Origin of the sequence: Enterobacter sp. 50588862 (assembly GCF_001462935.1) — a bacterium.
Taxonomy (GTDB): Bacteria; Pseudomonadota; Gammaproteobacteria; order Enterobacterales; family Enterobacteriaceae; genus Enterobacter; species Enterobacter bugandensis.
Genome location: NZ_LNHM01000007.1, coordinates 278,721 through 303,840 on the forward strand (window position 1 = coordinate 278,721; position 25,120 = coordinate 303,840).

Genomic DNA, 25,120 nt, shown 5'->3' on the forward strand with positions numbered 1-25,120 from the left:
TCCTTAATGTCATGAGTCGGTTTTAGATGAATTTTTATAGTGAAAACTGTCCAGCAGGCACTGGCTGATATCGTCAAGATCGACGACCTTTTTCGCGGCACCGAGGGTAATGGCTTCCCGGGGCATGCCGAAAACCACGCAGGTGGCTTCGCTCTGTGCGAGGGTAAACGCGCCGGTCTGGCGCAGGTGCAGCAGGCCGCGCGCGCCGTCAGCGCCCATGCCGGTTAACAGGGCGGCGCTGGCGTGTTTGCTGGCCTGACGTGCCACCGAGTCAAAGAGCACATCCACCGAGGGGCGATGGCGATTCACCGGTGGGGCATCGCTGAGCCTGACCCGGTAGCCGTTGTCGTGGCCGAGGATCTCCATATGGCTGTCACCCGGTGCTATCAGGGCGCAGCCCGGGCGTACCGGTTCACCATCCTGCGCTTCACGCACGGTAATCTGGCACAGCGAATCGAGACGCTGGGCGAAAGAGTGGGTGAAACCGGCAGGCATATGCTGGGCGATGACAATCCCCGGCGTGCTGACCGGCAGAGGCATCAATACCCGACGCAGCGCCTCCGTGCCGCCCGTGGAAGAGCCAATGGCGATAATGCTCTGCTGACGCACGGGAATACCGGCGAGAACCGGTCGGGTGACGGGGCTGTGCGCTGCCAGTTTTGCACGAGCGGCGACGCGGATCTTCTCCACCACCAGCTGGCTCCATGTATCGATATTTTCTGCCCCGCGGTGTTCCGGCTTGGGCAGAAAATCGACCGCGCCGTGCTCCAGCGCGCTCATGGTCGCTTTCGAACCTCGGGTGGTCAGGGAGGAAATCATAATGACCGGCATCGGGCGCAGGCGCATCAGGCGGGAGAGAAACTCCAGCCCGTCCATCCGTGGCATGTCGATATCCAGCGTCAGCACGTCCGGGTTGAGCTGTTTAATCAGCTCGCGGGCAATAAACGCGTCCGGCGCCGTGCCGACCATTTCCATATCAGGCTGCTGATTGACTACCACACTGAGCATGTTACGCATCAGGGCTGAATCGTCGACCGCCAGCACACGAATCGCCTTCACCGTGTGGCCTCCGTCAGTTCATAAACCGACTGCCCGCGCAGGCGCAGCGGAATATGTGCGTGGTTAAAATGTTCCGAGTGGCCCACAAAAAGCAGACCGCCGGGCTTAAGCAGACGCGCAAAGCGCTGCAACAGGCGCTGCTGCGTCGGCGCGTCGAAATAAATCATCACGTTACGACAGAAAATGGCGTCGAACGGCCCGGGTACGGACCACTTCTCGTCCAGTAAATTAAGCTGCTGATAGTGAATGGCGGAAAGCAGCTCCCGTCTGGCTTTCACCCACTCGCTGTTGTCGCCTGTGCCGCGCAGAAAGAAGTGACGCTTCTGCGCCAGCGTCAGCGCGTCCAGATCGCTCAGCCGGTAAACGCCCGCTTCCGCTTTTGCCAGCACCTCCGTGTCGATATCCGACGCCCAGATGCGCGGTCCGGCCACCGACGCGCCTAACAGCTCGTGCAGCGTCATCGCGATAGAGCAGGGCTCTTCGCCCGTTGACGCGGCGGTACACCAGACGCGATAGCCTGACGCGCGCTGGCGCGCATGTTCCGCGAGGATCGGGAAGTGATACGCCTCGCGGAAAAAGGAGGTCAGGTTGGTCGTCAGCGCGTTAATGAAGTTCTGCCATTCCGGGTGTTCTGAGTGCGACTCCAGAAGGCCGATATAGTCGCTGAACGTGGCAAGACCCAGCGTGCGCACGCGACGGGAGAGACGATTAAAAATCATCTCCCGCTTTTGCGCGTTGACGACAATTCCGGCGCGCTTATAAATTAATTTCCCGACACGCTGTAATTCGCTGTCGGTCAAAGAAAGCGTATTCAGGGATAAGCGTGCAGAAGTGCTGATAATTTCACTCATAGAATAGGAGCAGACCTTAAACCGGTGTATTCATTATTTCCTGATACGCGCCGATCATTTTATTTCGCGCCTGCATACCAAAGCTGAATGAAATAGAAGACTTCTGCATCGCGAGCATCACGTCATTCAGGGCTATATCATGACTTCCGGACATCCACTGCTGTGTTTTGCTCTTCGCCTCGACCTGGGTTTTATTTATTTCGTTAATGCTGTTAAATAAAACGTCAGAAAAAGAGGGCGTGTCGCCGCGCGGAGACTGGAGGCGAGTAGACGCCCCGCCGACCTGCTGCGCCTGACGCTGAATTTGATCGAGTACGCCATGCATTAATGTTGCTGACATGTTCAATTCCTGGTAAATGAGATAAAAAGCGCTGTTTGTTGCACATCTTTTAAACGTCGACAGCTTAACACGCGAATAAAAACCTCAGAAAATCCAATAAGCCGACAGAACTTTGAGCTTATTTATCCTTAAAAAAAACGCCTTTCAGACGATAATGCCCGCCTGAAAAATTCTTATATTTTTGAAATCGTCGACATCACTCTCGCGAATTTCGTGAGCTGACGCGCATCGCCGATGCGTGCTATTTCATACAGGAATACGGCATGAGTGCCACACTAAATGATTTAACCAACAATCCGGCAGAGCGAATTAAATCAATACTGTCCTCACTTCGCAGCAGTCCGAAGCTTTTGCTGGTGATTTGCGGCGCTGCGGCGCTTTCCGTCATCATCGCCTTACTGTTCTGGGCAAAGGAGCCGGACTACCGGGTGCTGTTCAGCAACATCAGTGATGAAGAGGGCGGCGCGATTGTTGCGCAGCTCTCGCAGCTCAACGTCCCTTATCGTATTGAAACCGCCGGTGGCGTCATCATGGTACCGGGATCCCAGGTACATGAAGTGCGTATGAAGCTGGCGCAACAGGGGCTGCCGAAAGGCGGCTCGGTGGGCTTTGAACTGCTCGATCAGGAGAAGTTCGGCGTCAGCCAGTTTACCGAGCAGGTGAACTACCAGCGCGCCCTGGAGGGCGAGCTGGCGCGCACCATTGAAAATCTCGGGCCGATTCAGAGCGCGCGCGTGCATCTGGCTACGCCGAAACCGTCGATGTTTGTCCGTGAACAGAAAAAACCGACCGCCTCAGTCACCGTGAACCTGCTTCAGGGCCGCACCCTTGACGACAGCCAGGTGGTGGCCATCACCCATCTGATCTCCAGCGCCGTCACCGGGCTTTCTGCCGAGAGCGTCACCATTGTCGATCAGCGCGGTAATCTGCTGACCCAAAGCGGCGTGCGCGGCTTGCAAACGGCGCATCTCAAATACACCAACGACATTGAGAGTGACTACCAGCAGCGTATTCAGCGCATTCTGGCCCCGCTGGTGGGGGACGAAAATATTCGCGCGCAGGTCACGGCGCAGATTGACTTCACCGAGCAGGAACAGACGCTGGAGCAGTATCAGCCGAACAGCGAGCCTGAAAAAATGGCGATCCGCAGCCGCCAGACGAGCCTCTCCGAGCAGGGCAACCGCCGCGGCGCAGGCGGCGTGCCGGGGGCATTGAGCAATACCCCACCCGCACCGGCCACCGCACCGCTGACCCAGCCGCTCAACACCCCGGCGGACGACAATAAAGAGAAAACCACCGGTAACAGCGCCAACCGCGAGCCAGCCCAGCCTTATAACAACCGCAGTGATGAAACCACTAACTTTGAGGTGGATCGCACGCTAACCCACACCAAATCTAATACGGGACGTATTCAACGTCTCTCGGTGGCCGTGGTCATCAACCATTTGCCGCAGGGGGAAGAGGGTAAACCCGGCCCGATCGGTGAGGCGGAGTTGACCCGCATCAACGCCCTGGTGAAAGAGGCGATTGGTTACAACGCCGCGCGCGGCGACAGCGTCAATATTCTCAACTCCGCGTTTAACGGCGTGGTGGAAGCTCCGGTACCGCCGTTCTGGAAGCAGGAAAGTTTCTACGTCCTGCTGATGGCGATTGCTCGCTACCTGGTGATTGCGATTATCGCCTGGGTGATGTGGCGCAAGCTGGTCCAGCCAGCCTGGACCCGCCACCAGGAGACCACAATCCGTCGTCTGGAGATGGAGAAAGAGGCGCGAGAGGAAGAGATCGCGGCGAAAAAACGTGCCGCGGAGAAAAACAACCGCGACCGTGCCCAGCAGCGGGTGGATACGGAACTCAATGGTCAACAGCTGCGTGAGCTGGCAGAGCAGGAGCCGCGCGTTATCGCCCTCGTTATCCGCCAGTGGATGAGTAAGGAGCCTAAATAATGAATGCCTCAGAAAAAAGCGCCATCGTCATGCTGACGCTGGGAGATGTCCTGGCGGCGGAGGTGTTCAAGCACCTCAACGCCCACGAGGTGAAGCAGATCAGTAGCTCAATGGTCAATATGGCGGGCTTTACCCATGACCAGATGGCAATGGTATTAGAACAGTTTAAGAAAGACTCCAGCGAATATGCCGCACTGAGTCTCAATACCAACGATTATCTGCGCAGCGTGCTGGTGAAGGCGCTGGGTGAAGAGCGCGCCTCCTCGCTGCTGGAAGACCTGCTGGATACCCACCAGGGCGGCAACGGCATCGAGACGCTCAACTTTATGGAGCCACAATCGGTATTCGATCTCATTCGTGAGGAGCATCCGCAGATCATCGCCACCATCCTGGTGCATCTGAAGCGTAACCAGGCGGCGGACGTGCTGGGCAAATTTGACGACCGCGAGCGTAACGACATTATGCTGCGTATCGCCACCTTTGGTGGCGTACAGCCTGCCGCGTTGCAGGAGCTCACCGAAGTGTTGAACAACCTGCTCCACGGTCAAAACCTGAAGCGCAGCAAGATGGGCGGCGTGCGTCCGGCGGCAGAGATCCTCAACCTGATGAAGTCTCACCAGGAAGAGGCGGCCATCGAGGCGGTACGCGAATTCGACGGCGAGCTGGCGCAGAAGATTATCGACGAGATGTTCCTGTTCGAAAACCTGGTGGAAGTGGAAGACAGAAGTATTCAGCGCCTGCTGCAGGAGATCGAGAGCGAGACGCTGATCATCGCCCTGAAAGGGGCCGACGAGCCGCTGCGCATGAAGTTCTTCCGCAACATGTCCCGTCGTCAGGCCGAGCTGATGACCGACGACCTGGCCTCCCGTGGCCCGGTTCGTCTGTCTCAGGTCGAAGCCGAACAGAAGACGATCCTCAACGTTGTTCGTCGCCTGGCCGAGTCTGGCGAGATCCTGATTGGAGGCAGCGACGATGCCTACGTTTAAGGATAGCCACGCCCAGGAGTGGCACAGCTGGCAGCCTGAAAATCTGCTCGGGGAACCCCTTGAAACGCCGCTGCCGACGCTGGATAGCGCCCAGTCCGAGGCGCAGCTGAAAGCCGAGCTGGCACGCCTGCGAAAACAGGCGGAGCAGCAGGGCTTTGCGCAGGGACAGCAGCAGGGACGGGAAGAGGGGCGCAAGCAGGGCTATGAGGCGGGCCTTAAAGAAGGCCGTGAGGCGGGCTTTGCAAAGGGGATGGAGCAGGCGCGCGCGGATCAGCAGACGGTGCTGCGTGAAGCGGAACAGTGGGTCACTCACTTTAAGCTCGCGCTGGAGAACCTCGAAAGCCTGATCCCTGGCCGTCTGGTGCAGTTCGCGCTCACCGCCGTGCAGCAACTTTACGGCAACGCCAGCGTGGTGGATAACCAGGCCCTGGTGAGCCAGATCCGTAGCCTGATGAAACAGGATGTGCTGCTCCACGGTACCTTTAAGCTGTATGTGAATCCGGACGCGTTTACCTCGGTTGAGCAGGCGCTGGGTGACACGCTCACGGCGCTGGGCTGGGAGCTGCACCGGGACGCGCACCTGGCGTCCGGCGGCTGCCGCGTGGTGTCACCTGATGCAGAGGTGGACGCCAGTATGGAAACGCGCTGGCAGGCGCTCTGCCAGCTGGCTCGCGAGGAACTGTCGCAATGAGCGCGCAGCTAAAAAAATGGCTATCCGTCCTCGATCGGGTGGAAGAGAGACTGGCGCAGGTGCCGGATTTTCGCCAGTACGGCAAGCTGACGCGCGCCACGGGCCTGGTGATGGAGGCGGTTGGGCTGAAGCTGCCTATTGGCGCGTTGTGCATCGTGGAGCGCCAGACGGAGCAGGGCATTATCCCGGTTGAAAGCGAAGTGGTGGGCTTCAATGGTCAGACGCTGTTTCTGATGCCGCTGGAGCACGTCGACGGCATCCTGCCGGGGGCGCGTATTTACGCTCTGCAAAACGACAGCCATGCCGGTAAACAACTGCCTGTGGGCCCGCATCTGCTGGGCCGCGTGCTGGATGCGCAGGGCCGAGCGCTGGATGGTCGTCCCGCGCCGGGGAACCCGTCGGCGGGGCTATTTACGCCAACCCTCAACCCGCTCCATCGCGACCCGATTAAAAACGTACTGGATGTCGGCGTGCGCGCCATCAACGGCCTGTTGACGGTGGGGCGCGGCCAGCGCATGGGCCTGTTTGCCGGGTCCGGTGTGGGCAAAAGCGTGCTGCTCGGCATGATGGCGCGCTTCACCACCGCCGATGTCATCGTGGTGGGGTTGATTGGCGAGCGCGGCCGTGAAGTCAAAGATTTTATTGAAAATATCCTCGGCGAGCAGGGGCTGGCGCGCGCGGTGGTGGTTGCCGCGCCGGCCGACGTCTCGCCAATTTTGCGTATGCAGGGGGCGGTCTATGCCACCCGCATCGCCGAAGATTTTCGCGATCGCGGCCTCAACGTGCTGCTGATCATGGACTCCCTGACGCGCTACGCCATGGCGCAGCGCGAGGTGGCGCTGGCCATCGGCGAACCGCCCGCGACCAAAGGTTATCCGCCGTCGGTCTTTGCCCGCCTGCCTGCGCTGGTAGAACGGACCGGTAACGGCGTGAAGGGCGGCGGGTCGATCACCGCGTTTTATACCGTGCTGACGGAGGGTGATGACCAGCAGGATCCGATTGCCGACTCCGCGCGGGCGATCCTCGACGGACATATCGTCCTGTCGCGTCGTCTTGCCGAAGCGGGCCACTATCCGGCCATTGATATCGAAGCGTCGATCAGCCGCGCCATGACCGAGCTGATCCCGCACGCCCAGTACCGCAAGGTGCAGCGTTTCAAACAGCTGCTTTCTGCGTATCAGCGCAACCGCGATCTGGTCAGCGTGGGCGCATACGTTAAAGGCAGCGACGCGATGCTGGATCTGGCGATCGACAAATACCCGTCACTGGAGGCGTACCTCCACCAGGCGATCCACGAACGCAGCGGTTATGACGACGCCGTGCACACCCTGTCCGGGCTCTTCCCGGACGTCAGGGACTAACCGGGAGGCGCAATGAAGGTAAACAACCCAATGACCCTGCTGCGTGACATGGCAGAGGAGGCGCTGACAAAGACCACCCGCGCGCTGGGCGGCGCGCAGCAGCAGCTTCAGCAAGCAGTCGCCCAGCATGACCAGCTGCAGCACTACGAGCAGGAGTATCAGCAGTCCCTGCGTCAGGGAATGATGGGCAACGGCATGTCGGTGGCGGATCTGGTTAATCATCAGTCGTTTATTTTGTCGTTGAAGCAGGTGGTGAAGCAGCAGGAAGGGCACGTCAGCGCCTGCGAGCAGGCAGTCGACAAGGTGAAACAGAACTGGGTGCAGAACAAGCAGCGTCTAAACGCGTTTGAAACGCTGATTGAACGCCGGGCGACGGCGCAGGCGCTGGTTCAGAGCCGACATGAACAAAAGCTGATGGATGAATTCGCGCAGCGTGCCGGACAAAAGAGAGAAAGGCTATGAACATTGAAATTGCTGCCCTGTTACTGGGCGGCGGGGCGCAGAGCAAACCGAAAGCCGGGTTGCTGTCTGACGAGGATTTTGGCCCGGCACTGGAGGGCAAGCTGGCGCAGCTGTTTACCGGTCTGGAGCCGCAGCCGCTGCCGGAGGCGATGCTGCCCGCCGGTATGCCGCCGGAACAGCTCACGGAGGTGACAGAGGGGAATGATGAGGAGATGGCTGACACGCTGCTGATGGCCCTGCCGGGACTGGCGGAGGCGCTGACGGGTGTGACCATCACAGAAGTCGAAGGGGAAGAAAACCCGCAGTGGCAGCTACAGCAGCTGATTACCCGCAGCGTGACGGGCGCGGAGACAGCGGCGAAGCCAGAACCTGACAAGCCTGCGGTGGGCGAGAAGCCTGACGCGCAGGGCGGTAAAACGTTACTCCCCCTTAGCGTGACGGAGAAATCACCCGCGATGACGACGACGCCTCTGACGGCGCAGTCTGCGCCGGTCGCGAGCGAAACGGTCGCCACGCCAGAGATGTCATCAACCGCGCCGGTCAGTGCCGTGGCGCTACCTGCCGCCGTACGCACCAGCGTTGCCCCTGCTCCGCAGCGGGTGGTTACCGTGAATCACCCGCCGGAAACGCCGGAGTGGAAGCAGTCGGTAAGCCAGCATATCGCTATCTTTAGCCGCAACGGCCTGCACAGCGCCGAGATCCGCCTACACCCTGAGGAGCTAGGTTCACTGCAAATTTCCCTGCGCGTTCAGCAGGATCAGGCGCACATTCATATCGTCAGCGAGCATTCTCACATTCGCCACGCTATGGAGCAGGCCATGCCGCAGCTGCGCGCCGCGATGGCGGAATCGGGGATTCAACTCGGTCAGGCGAACGTCAGCGCCGAGGGACAACAGTACGCTGCGGCAGGTGAGCAGCGCAACAATACGCCGGGCGAGCAGCAGGCTCAGCTGGAGGGCGAAGGGCAGCCGGACGATGACGGCAGCGTCCCGACATTATTAACCACCACGCCGGGAAATATATACGGAATTAATACCTTTGCCTGAAGTGGCGAATTAGCTTCAGGAATGAAATTTTATCGCCTGATTATCAGGATGATTAAATGGACTACAATGTCCGCCATATTGACACGAGGGTAGTACGCTGCCTTCTCTTATTTATCAGGTGTACGTTCAATGAGTGATAAAAATAAAAAGGTCGCCAGCGGCGGAGGGTCTCGCTCGCTTCTGATGACGTTCATGTTTTTGACTGCCGTTGCGGCGTGCGGGTTTTCCGGCTACCTGTTCTGGGAAATGAAATTCGCCAAACCGGCAGACGTGGTGGTGGAAGGGGAAGTGAAAACAGCGCCTGCGCCCGAGCAAGTCGAGCCGCTTTACGCCTCGATGAATACCTTTACCGTGAGCCTGAAACCGACCGCGAATGAATCCGATCGGGTATTGTACCTGGGTTTATCTATTCGGGTGGCAGAGCAGCAATCACTTGCCGTACTGGAAAAATATTTGCCTGAATACCGCAGCCGTTTATTTATGTTGCTCACCCACCAGACCTATGAAGATTTAGCCACTGACGAGGGGAAACGCCGCCTGATTACCAACATTAAGAGCGAGCTGGATAAACCGCTGGCGTTTAACCAGTCCATTCGCGTCACTGACGTCCTTATTAACGAATTTATTCTGCGGTAATAATTATGGCTGACAGCTTTTTATCACAGGATGAGATCGACCGTTTACTGAACGCCGATGCTGAGAGCAGTAGCGATCTCAATAACAGCCGTACAGACGCAGGGATAAAACCCTACGACCCGCATACGCAACGCCGGGTTATTCGTGAACGTCTGCATTCGCTGGAAATTATTAACGAACGTTTTGCCCGTCAGTTCCGTATGGGGCTGTTTAACCTGCTGCGCCGTAGCCCGGATATTACGGCGGGAAATATTAAGATCCAGCCGTATCACGAGTTTGCCCGCAACCTGCCGGTGCCGACAAACCTGAACCTGCTGCACCTTAACCCGCTGCGCGGCACCTCGCTGATGGCCTTCTCGCCGGGGCTGGTGTTTATGGCCGTAGACAACCTGTTCGGCGGCGACGGTCGTTTCCCGACCAAGGCCGACGGGCGTGAATTTACGCCAACCGAACAGCGCGTGATCCATCGCATGCTGTCGATGGCGCGCGAGGCGTACGAATTTGCCTGGAGTTCAATCTATAAAATCAAAACGGAGTACATCCGTTCGGAAATCCAGGTGAAGTTCACCAACATCACCTCCTCGCCCAACGATGTGGTGGTCACCACGCCGTTTTCGGTGGAGATCGGCTCGCACCGCGGGGAATTCAACATCTGTATTCCCTTCAGCACCATTGAACCGCTGCGCGAGCTGCTAAGTAATCCGCCGATGGACAACTCCCGGCAGGAAGATACCCAGTGGCGTGGCCTGCTGGCGAGCCAGATGCGGGAAACGGAGCTGGAGCTGACGGCACGCTTTGCGGATGTCGGAACCCGCCTCTCCCGCGTGATGCAAATGAAGAAAGGCGACATTATCGCGCTCGATAAGCAGGAGTTTATCGAAGCCAGCGTGGGTGGCGTACCGGTCTTCACGGCCCGCTACGGCGCAGTTAACAATCAATATGCCCTGAAGGTCGAGCAGATGATTCAGCCTTCATTACTATCATTAAACAAGGAGTAATTTCCCCATGAGCGATATGAACACCTCATCGGGTTCTGACGATCAGTCCATTGATAATCTCTGGGGTGATGCAATGAGCGAACAGCACGCGGCGGGAATTACCGACACCATGGCTGCACCGCAATTTTCTGACGAGATGAACCTGATCCTCGATATCCCGGTAAAAATGACCGTGGAGCTGGGGCGTACCAAAATGACCATCAAAGAGCTGCTGCGCCTGAGCCAGGGCTCGGTGGTGTCGCTGGACGGGCTGGCGGGGGAACCGCTGGATATCCTGATCAACGGTTATCTGATTGCGCAGGGTGAAGTGGTGGTCGTTTCCGATAAGTTCGGCATCCGCATCACGGATATCATCACGCCGTCTGAACGTATGCACCGCCTGAGCCGCTAATGAACGCCACTGACTCCCTCCCGGCGACCGGCTCGGTGCTGATGACGGTCACCGGCGCGCTGGCCCTGATTATCCTGCTGATGGTGGCGATGGCCTGGGCTGCCCGCCGCAGCGGGCTGTCGCGTCGGCTCAACGATGCCCAGGGCAACATGACCCTGGTGGCGACCCAGTCGCTGGGGCCGCGCGAGCGCCTGGTGCTGGTGGACGTGGGCGAGCAGCGGCTGGTGCTGGGCGTCACCGCTTCGCAGATTACCTGCCTTGCGACGCAGGCGCGCCCGGAGCACGCCCCGCAAACCTCTGCGCCTGCGACCTTCCCGCAGATGCTGGAAAAGTTGCGCCAGAAATACCGTTCGGGAGGTGAGCAGTGAACCGCCGCCTGCTGCTGGCGCTCGTCCTGATGTTGCCTGCCGCCGGTGCGCTGGCGGCCAACGGTGATATCACCCTCGGTAAACCGGCGGGGGAAGAGGGCTGGACGCTGCCGGTGCAAACCCTGCTGCTGCTGAGCGGGTTTACCTTTATTCCTGCCGTACTGCTGATGATGACCGGCTTTACCCGCATCATCATTGTGCTGGGGCTGATGCGTAATGCCCTCGGCACGCCCACCGCGCCGCCAAATCAGGTGCTGGTGGGGCTGTCGCTGTTTTTGACCTTTTTCGTCATGTCACCGGTGTTCAGCCAGATCTATGAAAAAGCCTGGCAGCCGCTGCAGGAAAACAAGATCACCATGGAAGTGGCCCTCACGGAAGGGGTGAAACCGCTGCGTGCCTTTATGCTCGACCAGACCCGCGAAAGCGATCTGGCGATGTTTGCCCGTATCGCCAAAACCCCGGATATCGCCTCGCCGGAAGAGGTGCCGCTCAGCATTCTGATACCGGCGTTTATCACCAGCGAGCTGAAAACCGCCTTCCAGATAGGCTTTACCATCTTTATTCCGTTCCTGATTATCGATCTGGTAGTCGCCAGCATTCTGATGGCGCTGGGGATGATGATGGTGCCGCCCACCACCATTGCGCTGCCGTTTAAGCTGATGCTGTTTGTGCTGGTCGACGGCTGGCAGCTGCTGGTGGGATCGCTGGCCCAGAGCTTTTACAGTTAGGAGAGACCCATGACCCCGGAAAGCGTAATGGTGATTGGCATGCAGGCGATCAAGGTGGGACTAATGGTGTCAGCCCCGCTGCTGGTGGCCGCGCTGGTCACCGGTCTTATCATCAGTATTTTGCAGGCCGCCACCCAGGTCAATGAAATGACCATGACCTTCATCCCGAAGATCCTGATCATCGTTGGCGTGGCGGTGGCGCTGGGGCCGTGGATGATGAAGATTTTTATTGAATACACCCGCGCGGTGTTCGCCAGCATTCCTTTCGTGATTGGCTGATGGCCTTCGGACTTCCTCTCGACCAGCTCTACGGGCTGGTCAGTCACACTTTTTTCATCATGGTGCGCATTGCCGCGCTGCTGCACGTTGCGCCGATTTTCGGCGAGAAGGCGGTCAGCGCCCGTCTGCGCGCGGGCCTGGCGCTGTTGATTGCGATCCTGATTGGCGGCACGCTGCCTGATGCGCAGATTGGCCTCTACTCCTGGGAAGGGGTCTGGGTGATGGCGAAACAGGTAATTATCGGCGCGGCGATGGGGTTAACGCTGCAGTTGCTGTTTGCCGCCGTGCGCATGTCCGGCGAAATCATCGGCATGCAGATGGGCCTCTCGTTCGCCACCTTCTTTGACCCTGGCGCTGGCAACAGCCCGGTGATCTCGCGTTTTCTCAACCTGCTGGTGACGCTGCTGTTCCTCGCCTTTAACGGCCATCTCTGGCTGCTGGCGCTGCTGGCGGAAACCTTCCAGACGCTGCCGGTTGACGCCACGCCGCTGCACGCGGGCGGGTTTATGTATCTGGTGACCCACGCGGGGATGATCTTTAGTCAGGGGCTGATGTTGGGGCTACCCGTGATTGCGCTGCTGCTGTGCATTAACTTCATCCTCGGGCTGTTAAACCGCCTGACGCCGCAGCTCTCTATCTTTGTGATTGGCTTCCCGTTGACGCTGACCTTCGGCATGCTGGCGCTTTTCCTGATTGCCGAAACGCTGGCACCGTTCTTTGAGCGCCTGATGGCCCTCGGGTTTGACACCCTTGATGGCCTGATTCAGGCGCTGGTCTGACCCTCAATTCATGCAGGCGATACGGGCGACGGTCTCCGTGCCGGAGGCGAGGACTTTGTCGTCCAGCAGGTAGACAGTGCTGGTCGCCTCTTCACCCGGTTTGATTTGCGGGAAGATATAATCGGTCACGTCTTCATCCGAGCTCTGGCCGCCGAGCTTGCGATGCTGGCTGGTGACGGTCAGATGGAGCCGCTTGCCCGACATATCAATGTCGTAGCGCACTTCGCGGTTTACGGCTTTCGGCAGCCCGTCGCGCTTGCCGTCTTTGAAGTGACTGATGCTGCCGATATAGGTGGTATGCCCGTTGAACAGGCCGTCACGGTAAGACCGGTAGATACCGCGCGCCAGCGTCGCGTTGTTATCGTCCTCAATAATGTAATACGAGGTCGGCGCAATACAGGCCCCCTTGTAGGGCGAGGTATAAAACCCGTACAGCGCCATGGCGCCGGTCCCGATAATAACGCCGCCAAGAAACAGCAGCGCGAGCGGCGATTTAATAATGGCGAAAATAGAACGATTCGCAGTCATTCCCTGAATCCTTAAAGGGTTGTTGGCAGGCAATAAGCCCCTGGAATTTACTCATCTTTTCCGAGCCCGTGGTCACATACAGTACGGCAGCGGGCTTCTCGTCGGTACGGCGCGCCAGAACGTGGCGGGTATAGGTTTGCAGCGTGGATTCAATCAGCGCGGTCTGCGACTGTTTGTCCTGCTGAACCATCACCTCGGTACCGGGCGGCACGCCGGGGCCATTCCAGCGCACAAAGTGCACCGGCTGCGGGCTAAAATCTAAAATGCCGCGCAGGAGGAGCGCAATCACCAGCCCAACGAGCACGCCGCTGAGCGTGGCGCAGCTCTTTTGCATGAGCGTGCTGCGGGCGCGCGGCGGGGCGGGTTCGACCGTCGGCGGTACCTCTGGCGCAACGGCCTGTTCGGGGGCTTCCTGCTGCGGGAGATCTGGTATCTGCGTTGCAGGCGCCACTTCGCTGCCGCTCTCCCGCACCAGCAGGCGATAGCCGCTGCGCGTTACGGCGATGAGCGTGACGGCCTCCTGCAGGTTTAGCTGAGCGAACGCACGGCGTAACTTGGTGATCATCACCCGCACGCTGTTGTCGGTGACCTCCACCCCGGCGCTGCGCCAGCCGATCTCCATCAGCTGTTCCTGGGAAAGCACTTCCCCATGCGCCTCCACCAGCGCGGCAAGGCACAGACATGCGCTTTGGGGAAGCGTGACGGTCTCTTGCGTATCCGTTCGGGCAAGCGTACGGCTTTGCAAATCCAGCGACACTAACGATCCAATCGCGATATTGTTTAGCATAGTTATTTGATTCTTCTGGTGTATTGGGTATCGCTTCTGGCTAATGTAATTAATAGTAATGAATGCACGTTATTGCTAGCCGGGAGCCAGAGCGACATGTTTTTTATGTCTTACTTCATCTTTTTGCAACCATTATGTAAAAGCAGCCTTAACACCTTTAAGGTTATTAATTGCGGTGTTTTAACCACACCAAAAATAACGTTATGAGTGATTGCGTTTTAATCACATTAAAACCAATTGGTTACCATTTTAACTGCGCGTGCGCGGCGTCAGCAGCGTTGATAATGAGACGCTGTTATCACTTTTGATTAATCATTTTTAATATGAATAAAGTTATTAATTGTGCCGGAAATGGCGGGGCGGCGGTTGCGCACGAGGTCTGCGAATTTATACTGAGTAAAAAGCAGGTTATTGAATTTATTAAACAGTATTCATTTTCTTAACAAGGATGACCGATGTTCTCTCTTAAGCGTTTTATGCATACGTCCGATATGCCGGCCATGTTTCCCGTATTTATCTGTCGTCTGGTGACAGGTGTATTTTTCTTTTCTGCCGGGTTTAATAAATTATTTGTTCCTGAGAACCAGTTGCTGATGGTGGATACCCTGCACGATGCGGGGATCCCTTTCCCGGTTGTTATGGCGGTAGTGGTGGCGTTCCTGGAATGCAGTATGGGTCTGCTGTTGACGCTGGGGTTGTTCAGCCGCGTTAGCGCGCTGATATTAATGGTCATCAGCAGCGTGGCGCTGATCACGATTGGGATTTACACCATTCCGCGCGGGCTGAATTTGATTTCATGGCTGAGCTGGCTGCTTTATCTGCCCGAGACGCTCTATGTGGTGCTCTGCCTGTTCCCGTTGACCTGGGGCGGCACCCTTTGCAGCCTCGACGGCTGGCTGGTCAAACGCTGGCAGAAGGTCCGCAAAATTGTTTTTGTTGAGGGTTAACATAAGTGCGCGGTTATCAACGGTTTGAAGAGCATATTTCCTGATGCCTGCATAATAAAATAGCCCTGCAGAGGCAGCATTGTGCTGCCGTTAAAAGAACAGGCGCTGATGTTATGGTTTTTATTGTCATACTGGTCGTTATTTTCATTACCCTGGTGATTCTGGTGCAGGCTGGCGTCATGCCGTGGTTTATTCGCACGGAGGGGCAGCGCCTGCGCACGCAGGTTGATGTCCTGGCGACCCAGCTGCGCGAGCAGCTCGATCGTGTTGAAGCGCAGCAGCGTTCAATGACCGAAAGCGTGGTCACCCTTAAAAGCTTCGCGCTGGACAAAAGCGCGCCGGGCGAGACGGATAGTGCCGAAGAGACGGGCAGCAGCCGTCAATTTCTTAATGCACTGGTCAAAGAGACGGGCGAACGTCTTGGCGGTCGCGCCTGGATTGTGGACGACACCGGGCGCATCATCGGCGATGCCGCCGGTGCGCCGACGGTACAGTCCCTCAACGATATTAACCTGCCGATGGCGGTGCCGTTGCGTGCGCTGGTGGCCCAGTCGGATGGCGGGTTGCGTCATACCCATTTTCGCAGCGCCAGCGGCGAGCATACGCTGATGGTGATGCCCATTCCCGACAGGCCGTGGCTGCTTGCCCTTGACGTGCCCACCCGGCGAATGGGCGAGCGGCCGGGCATTATGTTGCATAAGCCGTGGCCGCTGGCGGCCTTGCTGCTGGTCTCTACGTTGACCCTGCTTCGCAGCCTGAACCAGCATCTATCCCGCCTCAACGAAGAGCTGCCGTCGCAGCTGAAAACCGAGCAGGGCGCGCATTTGCCGCCGCTGATGCAGGAGATTGGCGAGCAGGCGAGCGCGATTGCCAGGGCAGCCAGCACGATTGCCGAGGAGAATGAACGTCTGCTGCGGGTACCCGAAGCGAACGCCAATATGCTGGCCGTGTTGAGCGAAAGCGCCACGGGCGCGATCCGGGCAATGAACGCGCTACACGACGCCGCGCTGCACATTGCCGACAGCAGCGGCACGCTGGTGCAGCTGGCCAGTCGCGCCTACAGCTATTCCCTTCATAACGATGAGAGCGTGTTTGCCGTGGAGTCGCGCAACCTGGCGAGCCGCTGCGCGCGTTCGTCGAAAGAACTCCGGGCCCTGATTGACGATGCGATGATGCAGGCGCAAAGCGGGGCACCTTCGGTGACGCAAAATAACAGCGTGCTGATTGAAGAGGTTTACACGGTGGCGAACACCTTAATTCACCGCACGAGCGGATAATCTACGAGTATTTCATATTATGTTTTCCTCCCTTCAAAGCAGGGCCATTATGCTGGTCTCTGCTTTCTTTATTTTACTGACCCTCATTACCCTCTGGGTTGTTATGCACTTCATTGCGCCCGCGCTGCTGAAAGATGAGCACCGGCGCGTGCACTATCAAATTAACGAGCACACCGCCGCCGTGACGCAGCTGATGTCGCGGGTACAGGCGCAGCAGCGCGTATTGACGGAAACCGTCGCGCAGCTCGAGAGCGCGCAAATCGACCGTCTGCTTCCTGCCCTGGTGAACCAGAACGGTGACAGCACCCTGTTTGGCGGCGGCGTGTGGCCGCTGCCGGGGAAGCGTGAGCCGGGCGTGGAGAAAAACAGCACGTTTTATGCCAGAGACAAGCAGAACCAGCTGCAGCTGAACGGTACGTGGAATCAGCCGGATGCGGCTGCTTACTGGCAGCTGCCGTGGTTTAAGGCTGGGATGCGTGCTGCAAAAGGGCAATGTGCGTGGGCCGACGCCTATATGGACGCCGCCAGCCCGCAGCCGCGAACCAACTGTGCGATGCCGATCTGGCGTGACGGTCAGCTGTGGGGCGTGGCGACGCTGGACGTGACGCTGGGCTTCTTCAATGAGCTTGCGCGCAAGATCGCCGAGCCGCTGCAGGGCGGCGTGCTGATTGTCGAGGCCAACGGTAAAATTATCGGCTACAGCCGCGCCAGCGACACCACGCCGCAGCTGAAAAATATTATCGACCTGCCCGGAGATGAAATTGCCCTTCTGCAGGAGATGCTGTCGCAGGGCAGCGGTGGCTACATCGAACGCACCTATGAGGCTGACGATGGCGAACATACCATCTTCCTCTCTCCGATTGCCGGCAGTCCGTGGTTTGTGGCAACTGATACCCAAAGTAGCTTGCTGAACCAGCAGACCCACAGCATTCTGCTGCGTTTGGGAATGGTGCAGATCCCGCTGCTGCTGCTGTTGGGAGTGGTTTTGATTCTGACCGTGCACTTTATGATGCGTAACCTCCAGACCGTGAGCGACCGTCTGGCCGCGCTGTCCGCGGGCGGGGCCGATCTGACCCTGCGCCTGCCGCAGAGCCGTACGCGCGAGCTGAACGCTATCGCCGACAACGTGAATACGTTTATGCGCTATCTGCAGGGGTTGATACAGCAGGTTGGAGCGAGTACGCGCACGATTGCGGCAGCCTCTCATCAGATTGCAGAGGGCAACGTGTCGCTCTCGTCACGCACCGAAGAGCAGTCCGCCTCTCTGACGCAAACGGCGGCGTCGATGGAGCAGATTGCCGGTATTGTGGGCAACAACGCCGACAACGCGGCGGATGCCGACAGGCTGGCCACGCAGGCGGCCGCCGTGGCGCAGCAGGGCGCGACGCTGATGAATGCTGCGGTGGAAAAGATGAGTCATATTGAATCGTCATCCCTGCGCGTGACCGACATCGTCGGGGTGATCGACGGTATCGCGTATCAGACCAACATTCTGGCGTTAAATGCGGCGGTTGAAGCGGCACGAGCGGGCGAGCAGGGGCGCGGTTTTGCCGTGGTGGCGGCAGAGGTGCGAAGCCTGGCCCTGCGATCCTCCAGCTCGGCGAAGGAGATCCGCGAGCTGATTAACGACGCGGTGATAGGCGTGCAGGACGGCAGCCGTCTGGTGCAGGAGGTCGGGGAAATCATGAACGCGCTGGTGACGTCGGTTAATGAGGTCTCCACGCTGATGGAAGAGGTCAAAACCGCCAGCCGTGAGCAGAGCGTCGGTATTGAGCAGGTGAACGTGGCGGTATGTCAGCTTGAAAGCGCCACTCAGCAGAATGCCGCGCTGGTGGCGGACGTGTCGACGGCGGCGAAGGCGATGGAGGAGCAGGCCGCGGAGCTGGAAAGCGTGGTGAACCGGTTTAGGGTGTGATGCGGTGCGCGCTGTCGGTCTTGCCCGGCGGCGCTTCGTTTGCACGAGCCTACAGGAAGCAACGCACATGTAGGCCGGGTACGGCGAAGCCGCCACCCGGCACAAATCTGGAAGGCGCCTCGTAATCCTGGAAGTAACCTTATGTAATTCGGGGTTTACCCTTTTTTTTGTTTTCATCACTTCGTAAAGTGCCCGTGTTGCGGAAACGTCCGCAACCGGGCGTGAGAACCTGAAAATACAAGGCGATACATTTTTGTATCGTACATGCGCACACGTCGTTACAATCATGGCGGCGCTGGCGGAGCAACCGTTAGGTTGGTCGGCTCCCTTGTATGTCGATTCTCACCTCCGTCAGCGCCACCACCTTTGAGCGTGAGAACTCCGGTGGTGGTTGTATGAATATACAAGGAGACTTTCATATGACTATTCTTTCCACACTCTCTGAATCATCCCACGTTAACTTTATCGAACAGCTCATTGCCTTACCGCTTCCGGCCTCTGCCGACCTTTTTGATGTGGCCGATATCTGTGCGGCATTCGCGAGCGCGTTGGTTGAGGTCGACACTATACGCGAACGCAACGCGCTCTGCGGGCGCTTGCTACACGCTCTGGATGAGCTGGAGCATCGTTGCGACGATGATCTGCCACCGCATTTGATTGAACAGCTCATTGCAGGGGACGCTGCGCCGTCATGCATGTCGGATAGCTGGCAGGATACGGCCACACCGGTTAGTTATGCGCAAGCGCTGGCACAGGCTATTCTGGGTAATACTCTGCCGCAGAGTGTGAATAAGGCATTGACCGGATTACTGCATGACATGGTGCATCTGTTAGCCGATTTTGTGAAGGAACCTTACCTGCACGCTTAAAAATAAAGTCGGGTGGCGGCTTCGCCTGACCGGCCTACATTTACGTTGCTTCCTGTAGGCCTGTGCAAGCGGAGCGCCGCCAGGCAAGAAGATGATGCATAAACAAAAAAGCCCTCCACCAGGGAGGGCAACCGCGCATGGAGGACATGCGCGTAAGTGTTTGAGGCGGTTAAGCAGATTAACGCAGCAGGGACAGCACGTTCTGCGGAACCTGGTTCGCCTGGGCCAGTACGGACACGCCAGCCTGCTGGAGGATGTTCGCGCGGCTCATAGCAGACACTTCCACGGAGAAGTCTGCATCCTGAATACGGGAGCGCGCTTCGGTGGTGTTGATGATGTTGGTATTCAGGTTCGCAATGATGGAGCTGAAGCGGTTCTGAACGGCACCCAGGTCGGCACGGAAATCGGCAACTTTGGTGATGGCTTTATCCAACTGATCGATCAGAGTATCTGCGCCAGCCGCGCCTGAAGCGGCTTTAGCGAACACGTAGGCATCACGTGGAGCGGGATCGGCACCAATAGTCACAGCCCCTGCAGCATTAAGGGTGAACGACTTAACTTCACCATTATTGTCGACCGCATAGTAACTGTTTGGCGTGCCGCCAGAGAATACCTGAATACCAGAGGTTGCGGCATCAGCACCACCGAATGCAGCCGCGGAAATTTCGTCTAATTTATCTGAAAGTTTAAATGCGGTTGCTGCACCAGTATTATCTTTCAGAATATCGTCGTTTTTAACCGCGACTGGAGTGAATGTGCTCAGGCCGTTAATCAGAACATCGGCATCCAGCTTGGAAAGTGCAGCACCAGGTGTTGCATCACCATCAATTTCAACGTTACCAGCATTATCTTTAAATTTGATATTCATTTCTTGTGCTTCCTGGGTTGTGGAGTTAACCGCAAAGAAGCGTACAGTGCCATCATCCTCTTTAAAGGTATGTAATTTGTCAGCACCAGGTACAGTTGATTTAGCCAGGACAGCAGTAATATCGGTGGTGGTCAGAGTGTATTCGCCTACGGGGGTATCATATTTTTGACCATTAGCACCTACAACGCCTTTCCCGCTAAATTGTGGATCGTCTATCGTCGCCGTAATTTTAGCAAAGTCGCTACCGAAGTTTTCCAGACCCAGTTCTTTGAGGTTCAATTCGTTCAGATTGATATCAATAGTGTCGCCATCTTTATCGCCGATCTGAATGGTGATTTTATCCTTAGAACCGTCGAACACTTTCACACCGTTGAAGTTGGTCACGTCGGCAACGCGCTGAATTTCTTCCAGACGGGAACCGATCTCTTTCATGATGGATTTGCGGTCATCTTCAGAGTTGGTGCCGTTTTTCGCCTGCACGGTCAGCTCGCGGATACGCTGCATGTTTTCGGTCACTTCTTCCAGCGCGCCTTCAGTGGTCTGCGCCAGGGAGATACCGTCGTTGGCGTTACGTGCCGCCTGGGTCATACCGCGGATTGAAGAGGTGAAGCGGTTGGAGATGGCCAGACCCGCTGCATCGTCCTTCGCGCTGTTGATACGCATACCGGAAGAGAGACGCTGAATAGCGGTGCCCAGGGCAGACTGAGATTTGTTCAGGTTGTTCTGAGCCATCAGGCTCAATGCGTTGGTATTAATGACCTGTGCCATTGTTGTATCCTTCTAAGTAATAATGACTGTGAGTGATATGCGTTCGTTGATGCGCATACTTCTTTCATCGGGGGGAATAAAAAAGACTGAATTATTTTTTTGCTTTTTTTATTGATGGCGAAAAATGGCGACAGGTTTGGCGTCTATTATTTAAATGGCGAAGGGTAATGACGTAATAAGCGCACGAAACTGTCTTTACCCTTCTTCCATATTGTTGTGCCCCCTGTGAAAAATTAAACTTCCTTCTCTATTATCCGATGAAAAGAGTGTGAACTATTTCATTTCTGGAGGAACATTATTATGGCTGGAACGAATTTTTTAGGCGTGGGGTCCGGGCTGCCGTTTGATCAGTGGCTGGCAGATGAGCGCAAAGGTATTACGAAAAAACTCAATCCTTATCTGCAGAAGCAAACCACCTATAAAGGGCAGATTTCTGCATGGGGCTCTATTTCCAGCGCGCTGAGCACGATGAAGGACAATCTCGGCAAGCTGGAAGATGAGGGATTTAACGGCGTCAGCGTGAGTGACAACAAAACCTTTAAGGCCACAGCGGGCGAAGGGGCGATTCCCAATAGCTATTCCATCGCTGTTAAACAGCTGGCGCAAGCCCATCAGTTGGCAGTAGTGAACGATACGCGAGATCAAAAAATTGGTGACAGTGCCGCGAAGGTCACCATCACCCTGAAAGAGGGTGAAAAACCGATGGAGCTGGATCTCAAGAGAGACGAAACTTCTCTCGAGCAAATAGCCAAAAAGATCAATGAACAGAAGGGCGATGTCGTAGCGGAAGTGATAACCATTGGGGGCGGGAAGCACAAACTGGTGCTGACCTCGAAAAAAACCGGTGTAGCCGGGGAAATGGATATCAAAGTGACAGGCAATACGGCGCTGGAAGCTAAGCTGGCAGATGCTGCCGCAAAACCTGAAACAGAAGCGCGAAATGCGGAAATATTTCTCAACGGTAACCTTGTCACCCGCAGCGCTAACACCATAAAGGATTTGATCACCGGTGTGACGCTTGAACTGCGGGAAGTATCGGATATGAAGGACCCTCCTGCTGACCCGACCGACCCTAACAATCCGGAAAACTACAAAACCGAATCCCTGACCATCACCGAAGACACCTCAAAGGTGAAAACGTTGATTGAGGAGTTTGTCAAAAATTACAACAACTACCTCAACACCGTGGCTGGCGCGACCAAATATACCGCTCCCGATCGCGACAAATTAGCAAAAGATGAGGTCCCCACATCCGACCCGACCAATGGTGCGTTGTTCAGTGACGGGTCTTTACGTCGACTGACCAGCGAGCTGAAAGCCACCGTGACGGGCAGCTATCCCGAGGTTGGGGATGTCATTCAGACGCTGGGTAAAATAGGGATTACCGTCACGTTCGACGGTAAAACCGGCGATGATCGTACCGGTACGCTCGGCACCCTGACCATCGACAGCAAAAAACTTGATGCCGCCCTGAAGGACAACCCGAAAGAGGTTGAAGCGCTGTTCCTCGGTAAAGGTGGTAAAGAGGGAATTAAGGACCGGATGGAAGGGATTTTTAATACCTATCTTGGTGACAAAGAGTCGATTGAGAAGAAAGAAGGCGTGATCGAAACCGCGCTGGACTCCCTGCGCGATCAGGAAAAGCGCATCGGCAAGCAGATCACGGCCATTGAACGACGCATTGAAGAGACCATGCTGCGCAGGGAGAAAGAGTATCAGCGCCTGGATAAGGCCATGAGCGATATGAACAACATGAGTACCCGTCTACAGCAGTCGCTGGCGGGGCTGGTTTAATCACTACTATCCCGGGCAGTGTGCTGCCCGGCAGGATTTGACGATGTACACCAAAACGGGCAAAAGTGCCTACACCGCTGTCTCTCTCGACAGCCAGATCGCTGGCGCGACGCCGCATCAGCTTATCGTCCTGCTCTATGACGGGGCGATTAACGCCATGAAGCGGGCAGAGATTTATTTCCAGTCGGGCAATATTGCTCGTCGCGGCGAGATGATCTCCCGCGCCATCAATATTATCGACAACGGCCTGCGCGCCGGGCTGGATCACGAGAAGGGCGGAAAAATCGCCGAAGAGCTGGAGAGCCTGTACGAGTATATTTCCCGTACGCTGCTGGAGGCGAATCTCAACAAATCCGGTGAAAAGCTGCCGCACCTTATTGCCCTGATGACGGGGATGCAGGAAACCTGGCAGGCCATCGCCCCGCAGCACAAGCAGGTGAAACATGGATAACGACGTGATGGCGCTGATTGATGAGTTGCTCATCAGCAACGCGAAGCTGCGGCAGCAGGCCAATGCCGGCGAGTGGGATGTGTTTCTTGACGAGTCCGTGGCGTACACCATGGGAATGAGAACGCTGTGTGATATCGATTTAAGCCAGCTGGCACAGCACAATAAAACGTCGGTCAGCGCCCGGCTGGCGACCCTGCTTGAGAACGATGCCCTCTTAACGCGCGCCATTCAGGGGCGCCTGAGCACCATCAGCACAGAACTCTCCGCGATGCGCAAAACCAGCAGCGTGGCAAAATCTTACACCGCTGTTTAATTTACCTCTCACCCTAACCCTCTCCCCGTAAGGGAGAGGGGATTGTCAGCCCGTAGGCCCGCGCAAGCGAAGCGCCGCCGGGCAAAAAAAAAGCCCACCAGAGGCGGGCAAAAGAGGACAACGCAGAGAGGAACGATCAGATACTGATGTTGTACTTGCGGCCCGCGGGCAGCTGGCTGGATTCGCCCGCGGGTCCATAGAGCGTGCTAGCGTGGCCCACGTGGTCGATGGCCTTGCGGATATGCTGATTTTTCTTCATATGGCTTTGCAGCAGCGATTCCACCTTTTGATTCAGCGACTTTGTGCTGCGCACCTTCTCATGCACCTGCTGCCAGCTGGCAAACAGCTTGCCGAGCCCCGGGTAGGGGGCTTCCGCGCCGCAGCTTTGCTCCTGCTGACGGCGCATATCGTCGTAATACTGAATGGTCGACAGCAGCTGGTTTTTGTTATCCGCCAATACCTGCAGCGACACCGGGTTGATCTGCGTGCGGTTGAGCTGATTGACCTCTTCAATCATGATCGCCTCCAGCTCATCCAGAGACGTTTTCATCTGCGCGAGTATCGGGTAAAGCTTGTCCATAGGGGTCCTGCTTACGGTTAAAACTGAAACATGTCCTGCACCATCGCCTGAGCAATTTTCTCAGGCTCGATGCGCAGGGTACCTGCCGACAGCGCGGCGCGAAGCTCGGAGACGCGCGCGTAGTCCACGTCGCGGCTGTCGTCGGTCTGGATCTTTTTGGTCATTTCACTCAGGGTGACGTTGGTGTTGTCGCGCTTGTCCGAACGTTTTGCCGCAGTGTCACTCTCCTGAGGCTGCGTGCGGGCGCGCAGATCCTGAGTTGGGGCGATTTTTGCAATCGGCGCGGTGGTCTGGCTGCTGTTGATGCTCATGGTGGTCCTCTCAGGGAAACATGTTCTGTACTCAATATTGTTTTCATCGGTGATTCACAGAAAACCTAAAATTTATTGTTGTGAAATAATCATCACCTGCCCGTCAGCTCCCACTTTTCCACTCACGGTGCGCCCGCCTGCCGTTTTGACTTTGAGCAGGTCATCCACCGCGGCGTTGTTGAGCGCCTTGCCCTGGCTGCGAATACGAAAGCCTGAACCGGTCGTCACCAGGTCGACCGTCTGTCCGGCGCGCAGACGCCACTGCTGGCGAAGCTGGTTTTCTAACAGCGGCTTACCGGCGTCGATGGCGCGGGTCAGGCGCTGACCAATAATCTCATCGGCGTTAAAGATGAGTCCCCCCGGCTGGTGGTCGAGACTGCCGGTAACCGGCTCGATATCGCTGCGCTGGACAATCGCCCCGCCGGGCAGGCTTTGGCTTGCCACCCACCAGGTGCCCTGCGCGCTGATGCGAACCGGCAGGAAATGGCGACGCGCGCCGCACTGCGCGAGCACGGTGCGTTTGCCGGTCAGACGGCTGTTGCTTCCCACCAGGCTCAGCTCCGGGTTATCGCACACGGCGGCCAGCTGCGCGGGTGCGGCGAGCAGGGTTACGGTGCGCACGATGTCGCTACCGACTTCAGGCTGTGGGATCAGCGCATCCAGTTTAAGCATCAGCCGCTGCTTTGCCGTCTGGTCAGAGGGTACGCTGGCTGCGGCGGATGCAGAAAAGAGCAAAGCGGCCACCGCCGTGCTGATTATTCGGAGCTTCATCGTATTGCCTTAATCATATCTGT

General features: G+C 57.1%; 29 protein-coding genes. 20 read left to right on the forward strand and 9 right to left on the reverse strand.

Translation table 11 applies throughout. From position 1 onward, the window contains the following. Window positions 1-9: 9 nt before the first annotated feature. Genes APT89_RS01700 through fliE form a run of 3 tightly spaced genes read right to left on the reverse strand, consistent with a single transcriptional unit; the run spans window position 10 to window position 2,250 of the window. Entirely contained in the window at window positions 10-1,059 is a 1,050-nt protein-coding gene (locus tag APT89_RS01700) for a protein-glutamate methylesterase/protein-glutamine glutaminase (RefSeq protein WP_041909235.1), read from the reverse strand. Beyond that, window positions 1,056-1,910, reverse strand: coding sequence for a CheR family methyltransferase (locus tag APT89_RS01705; RefSeq protein ID WP_041909237.1), 855 nt, complete (start codon window positions 1,908-1,910; stop codon window positions 1,056-1,058). Before APT89_RS01705 ends, APT89_RS01700 begins: the two co-directional genes overlap by 4 nt. 16 nt (window positions 1,911-1,926) lie before the next feature. Beyond that, window positions 1,927-2,250 (reverse strand): flagellar hook-basal body complex protein FliE, encoded by a 324-nt coding sequence (fliE, locus tag APT89_RS01710; RefSeq protein ID WP_041909239.1) that lies wholly within the window; start codon window positions 2,248-2,250, stop codon window positions 1,927-1,929. A gap of 263 nt (window positions 2,251-2,513) precedes the next feature. Between fliE and fliF the strand changes: the two genes are divergently transcribed. From fliF to fliR, 13 genes are all read left to right on the forward strand, one after another. Continuing rightward, window positions 2,514-4,193, forward strand: coding sequence for a flagellar basal-body MS-ring/collar protein FliF (gene fliF / locus APT89_RS01715; protein WP_041909241.1), 1,680 nt, complete (start codon window positions 2,514-2,516; stop codon window positions 4,191-4,193). Beyond that, window positions 4,193-5,179 carry a flagellar motor switch protein FliG gene (gene fliG / locus APT89_RS01720; protein ID WP_041909243.1) on the forward strand — a complete coding sequence of 329 codons (987 nt, stop codon included), beginning with the start codon at window positions 4,193-4,195 and terminating at the stop codon, window positions 5,177-5,179. Before fliF ends, fliG begins: the two co-directional genes overlap by 1 nt. After that, window positions 5,166-5,870 carry a flagellar assembly protein FliH gene (locus APT89_RS01725; protein ID WP_060571663.1) on the forward strand — a complete coding sequence of 235 codons (705 nt, stop codon included), beginning with the start codon at window positions 5,166-5,168 and terminating at the stop codon, window positions 5,868-5,870. The genes fliG and APT89_RS01725 overlap by 14 nt, the downstream gene beginning before the upstream one ends. After that, entirely contained in the window at window positions 5,867-7,231 is a 1,365-nt protein-coding gene (gene fliI / locus APT89_RS01730; protein WP_060571664.1) for a flagellar protein export ATPase FliI, read from the forward strand. Before APT89_RS01725 ends, fliI begins: the two co-directional genes overlap by 4 nt. 12 nt (window positions 7,232-7,243) lie before the next feature. After that, window positions 7,244-7,693, forward strand: a complete 450-nt coding sequence (gene fliJ, locus APT89_RS01735; RefSeq protein ID WP_041909249.1) for a flagellar export protein FliJ — start codon at window positions 7,244-7,246, stop codon at window positions 7,691-7,693. Beyond that, window positions 7,690-8,739, forward strand: coding sequence for a flagellar hook-length control protein FliK (locus APT89_RS01740; RefSeq protein WP_060571665.1), 1,050 nt, complete (start codon window positions 7,690-7,692; stop codon window positions 8,737-8,739). The genes fliJ and APT89_RS01740 overlap by 4 nt, the downstream gene beginning before the upstream one ends. A 129-nt stretch (window positions 8,740-8,868) precedes the next feature. After that, on the forward strand, window positions 8,869-9,375 hold the full coding sequence (locus APT89_RS01745; RefSeq protein ID WP_041909253.1) for a flagellar basal body-associated FliL family protein: 507 nt from the start codon (window positions 8,869-8,871) through the stop codon (window positions 9,373-9,375). A 5-nt stretch (window positions 9,376-9,380) separates the two neighbouring features. Then, entirely contained in the window at window positions 9,381-10,373 is a 993-nt protein-coding gene (fliM, locus tag APT89_RS01750) for a flagellar motor switch protein FliM (protein ID WP_041909255.1), read from the forward strand. Between the two features lie 7 nt (window positions 10,374-10,380). Then, a complete protein-coding gene (gene fliN, locus APT89_RS01755) occupies window positions 10,381-10,764 on the forward strand; it encodes a flagellar motor switch protein FliN (RefSeq protein WP_041909256.1) in 384 nt (127 codons plus the stop codon). Next, on the forward strand, window positions 10,764-11,132 hold the full coding sequence (gene fliO, locus APT89_RS01760; protein WP_041909258.1) for a flagellar biosynthetic protein FliO: 369 nt from the start codon (window positions 10,764-10,766) through the stop codon (window positions 11,130-11,132). Before fliN ends, fliO begins: the two co-directional genes overlap by 1 nt. A gap of 29 nt (window positions 11,133-11,161) precedes the next feature. Then, complete coding sequence (gene fliP / locus APT89_RS01765; RefSeq protein ID WP_047363020.1) at window positions 11,162-11,860, forward strand: flagellar type III secretion system pore protein FliP; 699 nt, start codon at window positions 11,162-11,164, stop codon at window positions 11,858-11,860. A gap of 9 nt (window positions 11,861-11,869) precedes the next feature. Beyond that, on the forward strand, window positions 11,870-12,139 hold the full coding sequence (fliQ, locus tag APT89_RS01770; RefSeq protein ID WP_041909262.1) for a flagellar biosynthesis protein FliQ: 270 nt from the start codon (window positions 11,870-11,872) through the stop codon (window positions 12,137-12,139). Further along, entirely contained in the window at window positions 12,139-12,918 is a 780-nt protein-coding gene (fliR, locus tag APT89_RS01775) for a flagellar biosynthetic protein FliR (RefSeq protein ID WP_041909263.1), read from the forward strand. Before fliQ ends, fliR begins: the two co-directional genes overlap by 1 nt. Before the next feature lie 3 nt (window positions 12,919-12,921). Here the strand turns inward: fliR and APT89_RS01780 are convergent, their stop codons facing one another. Both APT89_RS01780 and APT89_RS01785 read right to left on the reverse strand, forming a co-directional pair. Continuing rightward, a complete protein-coding gene (locus APT89_RS01780) occupies window positions 12,922-13,446 on the reverse strand; it encodes a hypothetical protein (RefSeq protein WP_047362960.1) in 525 nt (174 codons plus the stop codon). Then, window positions 13,412-14,233 (reverse strand): winged helix-turn-helix domain-containing protein, encoded by an 822-nt coding sequence (locus APT89_RS01785; RefSeq protein WP_045629786.1) that lies wholly within the window; start codon window positions 14,231-14,233, stop codon window positions 13,412-13,414. Before APT89_RS01785 ends, APT89_RS01780 begins: the two co-directional genes overlap by 35 nt. Before the next feature lie 455 nt (window positions 14,234-14,688). Here APT89_RS01785 and APT89_RS01790 point away from each other — a divergent pair, with 455 nt between their 5' ends. The 4 genes from APT89_RS01790 to APT89_RS01805 all read left to right on the forward strand — a co-directional run bounded on the left by APT89_RS01790 (window position 14,689) and on the right by APT89_RS01805 (window position 19,241). After that, window positions 14,689-15,180 (forward strand): DoxX family protein, encoded by a 492-nt coding sequence (locus APT89_RS01790; RefSeq protein ID WP_045629785.1) that lies wholly within the window; start codon window positions 14,689-14,691, stop codon window positions 15,178-15,180. Window positions 15,181-15,293: 113 nt separating this feature from the next. Beyond that, window positions 15,294-16,457 (forward strand): methyl-accepting chemotaxis protein, encoded by a 1,164-nt coding sequence (locus tag APT89_RS01795; protein ID WP_060571666.1) that lies wholly within the window; start codon window positions 15,294-15,296, stop codon window positions 16,455-16,457. A gap of 19 nt (window positions 16,458-16,476) precedes the next feature. Then, complete coding sequence (locus APT89_RS01800; RefSeq protein WP_045629783.1) at window positions 16,477-18,372, forward strand: methyl-accepting chemotaxis protein; 1,896 nt, start codon at window positions 16,477-16,479, stop codon at window positions 18,370-18,372. Between the two features lie 419 nt (window positions 18,373-18,791). Further along, a complete protein-coding gene (locus APT89_RS01805) occupies window positions 18,792-19,241 on the forward strand; it encodes a hypothetical protein (RefSeq protein ID WP_045629782.1) in 450 nt (149 codons plus the stop codon). Window positions 19,242-19,419: 178 nt separating this feature from the next. Here the strand turns inward: APT89_RS01805 and APT89_RS01810 are convergent, their stop codons facing one another. Then, window positions 19,420-20,877 carry a flagellin N-terminal helical domain-containing protein gene (locus tag APT89_RS01810; RefSeq protein WP_060571667.1) on the reverse strand — a complete coding sequence of 486 codons (1,458 nt, stop codon included), beginning with the start codon at window positions 20,875-20,877 and terminating at the stop codon, window positions 19,420-19,422. 300 nt (window positions 20,878-21,177) lie between these two features. Here APT89_RS01810 and fliD point away from each other — a divergent pair, with 300 nt between their 5' ends. The 3 genes from fliD to fliT are packed head-to-tail and all read left to right on the forward strand — an operon-like array spanning window position 21,178 to window position 23,435. Then, window positions 21,178-22,671 carry a flagellar filament capping protein FliD gene (fliD, locus tag APT89_RS01815; RefSeq protein WP_060571668.1) on the forward strand — a complete coding sequence of 498 codons (1,494 nt, stop codon included), beginning with the start codon at window positions 21,178-21,180 and terminating at the stop codon, window positions 22,669-22,671. 43 nt (window positions 22,672-22,714) lie between these two features. Continuing rightward, window positions 22,715-23,122: a flagellar export chaperone FliS gene (fliS, locus tag APT89_RS01820; protein ID WP_041909279.1), complete on the forward strand. Its 408-nt coding sequence runs from the start codon at window positions 22,715-22,717 to the stop codon at window positions 23,120-23,122. Then, complete coding sequence (gene fliT, locus APT89_RS01825; protein ID WP_060571669.1) at window positions 23,115-23,435, forward strand: flagellar protein FliT; 321 nt, start codon at window positions 23,115-23,117, stop codon at window positions 23,433-23,435. Before fliS ends, fliT begins: the two co-directional genes overlap by 8 nt. Window positions 23,436-23,571: 136 nt before the next feature. On the opposite strand, the gene APT89_RS01830 is transcribed toward fliT, so the two are convergent. The 3 genes from APT89_RS01830 to flgA all read right to left on the reverse strand — a co-directional run bounded on the left by APT89_RS01830 (window position 23,572) and on the right by flgA (window position 25,097). Beyond that, window positions 23,572-24,015, reverse strand: coding sequence for a flagella synthesis protein FlgN (locus APT89_RS01830; protein ID WP_045629778.1), 444 nt, complete (start codon window positions 24,013-24,015; stop codon window positions 23,572-23,574). A 17-nt stretch (window positions 24,016-24,032) separates the two neighbouring features. After that, entirely contained in the window at window positions 24,033-24,326 is a 294-nt protein-coding gene (flgM, locus tag APT89_RS01835) for a flagellar biosynthesis anti-sigma factor FlgM (RefSeq protein ID WP_041909285.1), read from the reverse strand. Window positions 24,327-24,398: 72 nt separating this feature from the next. Beyond that, window positions 24,399-25,097, reverse strand: coding sequence for a flagellar basal body P-ring formation chaperone FlgA (gene flgA, locus APT89_RS01840; protein WP_041909287.1), 699 nt, complete (start codon window positions 25,095-25,097; stop codon window positions 24,399-24,401). Window positions 25,098-25,120: the final 23 nt, after the last annotated feature.

Coding starts and splice junctions, on each gene's coding strand:
- APT89_RS01800 (WP_045629783.1), top strand. CDS start 16,477: ATGTTTTCCTCCCTTCAAAGCAGGGCCATTATGCTGGTCTCTGCTTTC.
- APT89_RS01805 (WP_045629782.1), top strand. CDS start 18,792: ATGACTATTCTTTCCACACTCTCTGAATCATCCCACGTTAACTTTATC.
- fliI (WP_060571664.1), top strand. CDS start 5,867: ATGAGCGCGCAGCTAAAAAAATGGCTATCCGTCCTCGATCGGGTGGAA.
- fliS (WP_041909279.1), top strand. CDS start 22,715: ATGTACACCAAAACGGGCAAAAGTGCCTACACCGCTGTCTCTCTCGAC.
- APT89_RS01725 (WP_060571663.1), top strand. CDS start 5,166: ATGCCTACGTTTAAGGATAGCCACGCCCAGGAGTGGCACAGCTGGCAG.
- fliD (WP_060571668.1), top strand. CDS start 21,178: ATGGCTGGAACGAATTTTTTAGGCGTGGGGTCCGGGCTGCCGTTTGAT.
- fliF (WP_041909241.1), top strand. CDS start 2,514: ATGAGTGCCACACTAAATGATTTAACCAACAATCCGGCAGAGCGAATT.
- flgA (WP_041909287.1), bottom strand. CDS start 25,097: ATGAAGCTCCGAATAATCAGCACGGCGGTGGCCGCTTTGCTCTTTTCT.
- APT89_RS01830 (WP_045629778.1), bottom strand. CDS start 24,015: ATGGACAAGCTTTACCCGATACTCGCGCAGATGAAAACGTCTCTGGAT.
- fliT (WP_060571669.1), top strand. CDS start 23,115: ATGGATAACGACGTGATGGCGCTGATTGATGAGTTGCTCATCAGCAAC.
- fliP (WP_047363020.1), top strand. CDS start 11,162: ATGTTGCCTGCCGCCGGTGCGCTGGCGGCCAACGGTGATATCACCCTC.
- fliJ (WP_041909249.1), top strand. CDS start 7,244: ATGAAGGTAAACAACCCAATGACCCTGCTGCGTGACATGGCAGAGGAG.
- APT89_RS01785 (WP_045629786.1), bottom strand. CDS start 14,233: ATGCTAAACAATATCGCGATTGGATCGTTAGTGTCGCTGGATTTGCAA.
- APT89_RS01740 (WP_060571665.1), top strand. CDS start 7,690: ATGAACATTGAAATTGCTGCCCTGTTACTGGGCGGCGGGGCGCAGAGC.
- fliR (WP_041909263.1), top strand. CDS start 12,139: ATGGCCTTCGGACTTCCTCTCGACCAGCTCTACGGGCTGGTCAGTCAC.
- fliO (WP_041909258.1), top strand. CDS start 10,764: ATGAACGCCACTGACTCCCTCCCGGCGACCGGCTCGGTGCTGATGACG.
- fliQ (WP_041909262.1), top strand. CDS start 11,870: ATGACCCCGGAAAGCGTAATGGTGATTGGCATGCAGGCGATCAAGGTG.
- fliG (WP_041909243.1), top strand. CDS start 4,193: ATGAATGCCTCAGAAAAAAGCGCCATCGTCATGCTGACGCTGGGAGAT.
- fliM (WP_041909255.1), top strand. CDS start 9,381: ATGGCTGACAGCTTTTTATCACAGGATGAGATCGACCGTTTACTGAAC.
- APT89_RS01745 (WP_041909253.1), top strand. CDS start 8,869: ATGAGTGATAAAAATAAAAAGGTCGCCAGCGGCGGAGGGTCTCGCTCG.
- fliN (WP_041909256.1), top strand. CDS start 10,381: ATGAGCGATATGAACACCTCATCGGGTTCTGACGATCAGTCCATTGAT.
- APT89_RS01790 (WP_045629785.1), top strand. CDS start 14,689: ATGTTCTCTCTTAAGCGTTTTATGCATACGTCCGATATGCCGGCCATG.
- APT89_RS01780 (WP_047362960.1), bottom strand. CDS start 13,446: ATGACTGCGAATCGTTCTATTTTCGCCATTATTAAATCGCCGCTCGCG.
- fliE (WP_041909239.1), bottom strand. CDS start 2,250: ATGTCAGCAACATTAATGCATGGCGTACTCGATCAAATTCAGCGTCAG.
- APT89_RS01705 (WP_041909237.1), bottom strand. CDS start 1,910: ATGAGTGAAATTATCAGCACTTCTGCACGCTTATCCCTGAATACGCTT.
- APT89_RS01810 (WP_060571667.1), bottom strand. CDS start 20,877: ATGGCACAGGTCATTAATACCAACGCATTGAGCCTGATGGCTCAGAAC.
- flgM (WP_041909285.1), bottom strand. CDS start 24,326: ATGAGCATCAACAGCAGCCAGACCACCGCGCCGATTGCAAAAATCGCC.
- APT89_RS01795 (WP_060571666.1), top strand. CDS start 15,294: ATGGTTTTTATTGTCATACTGGTCGTTATTTTCATTACCCTGGTGATT.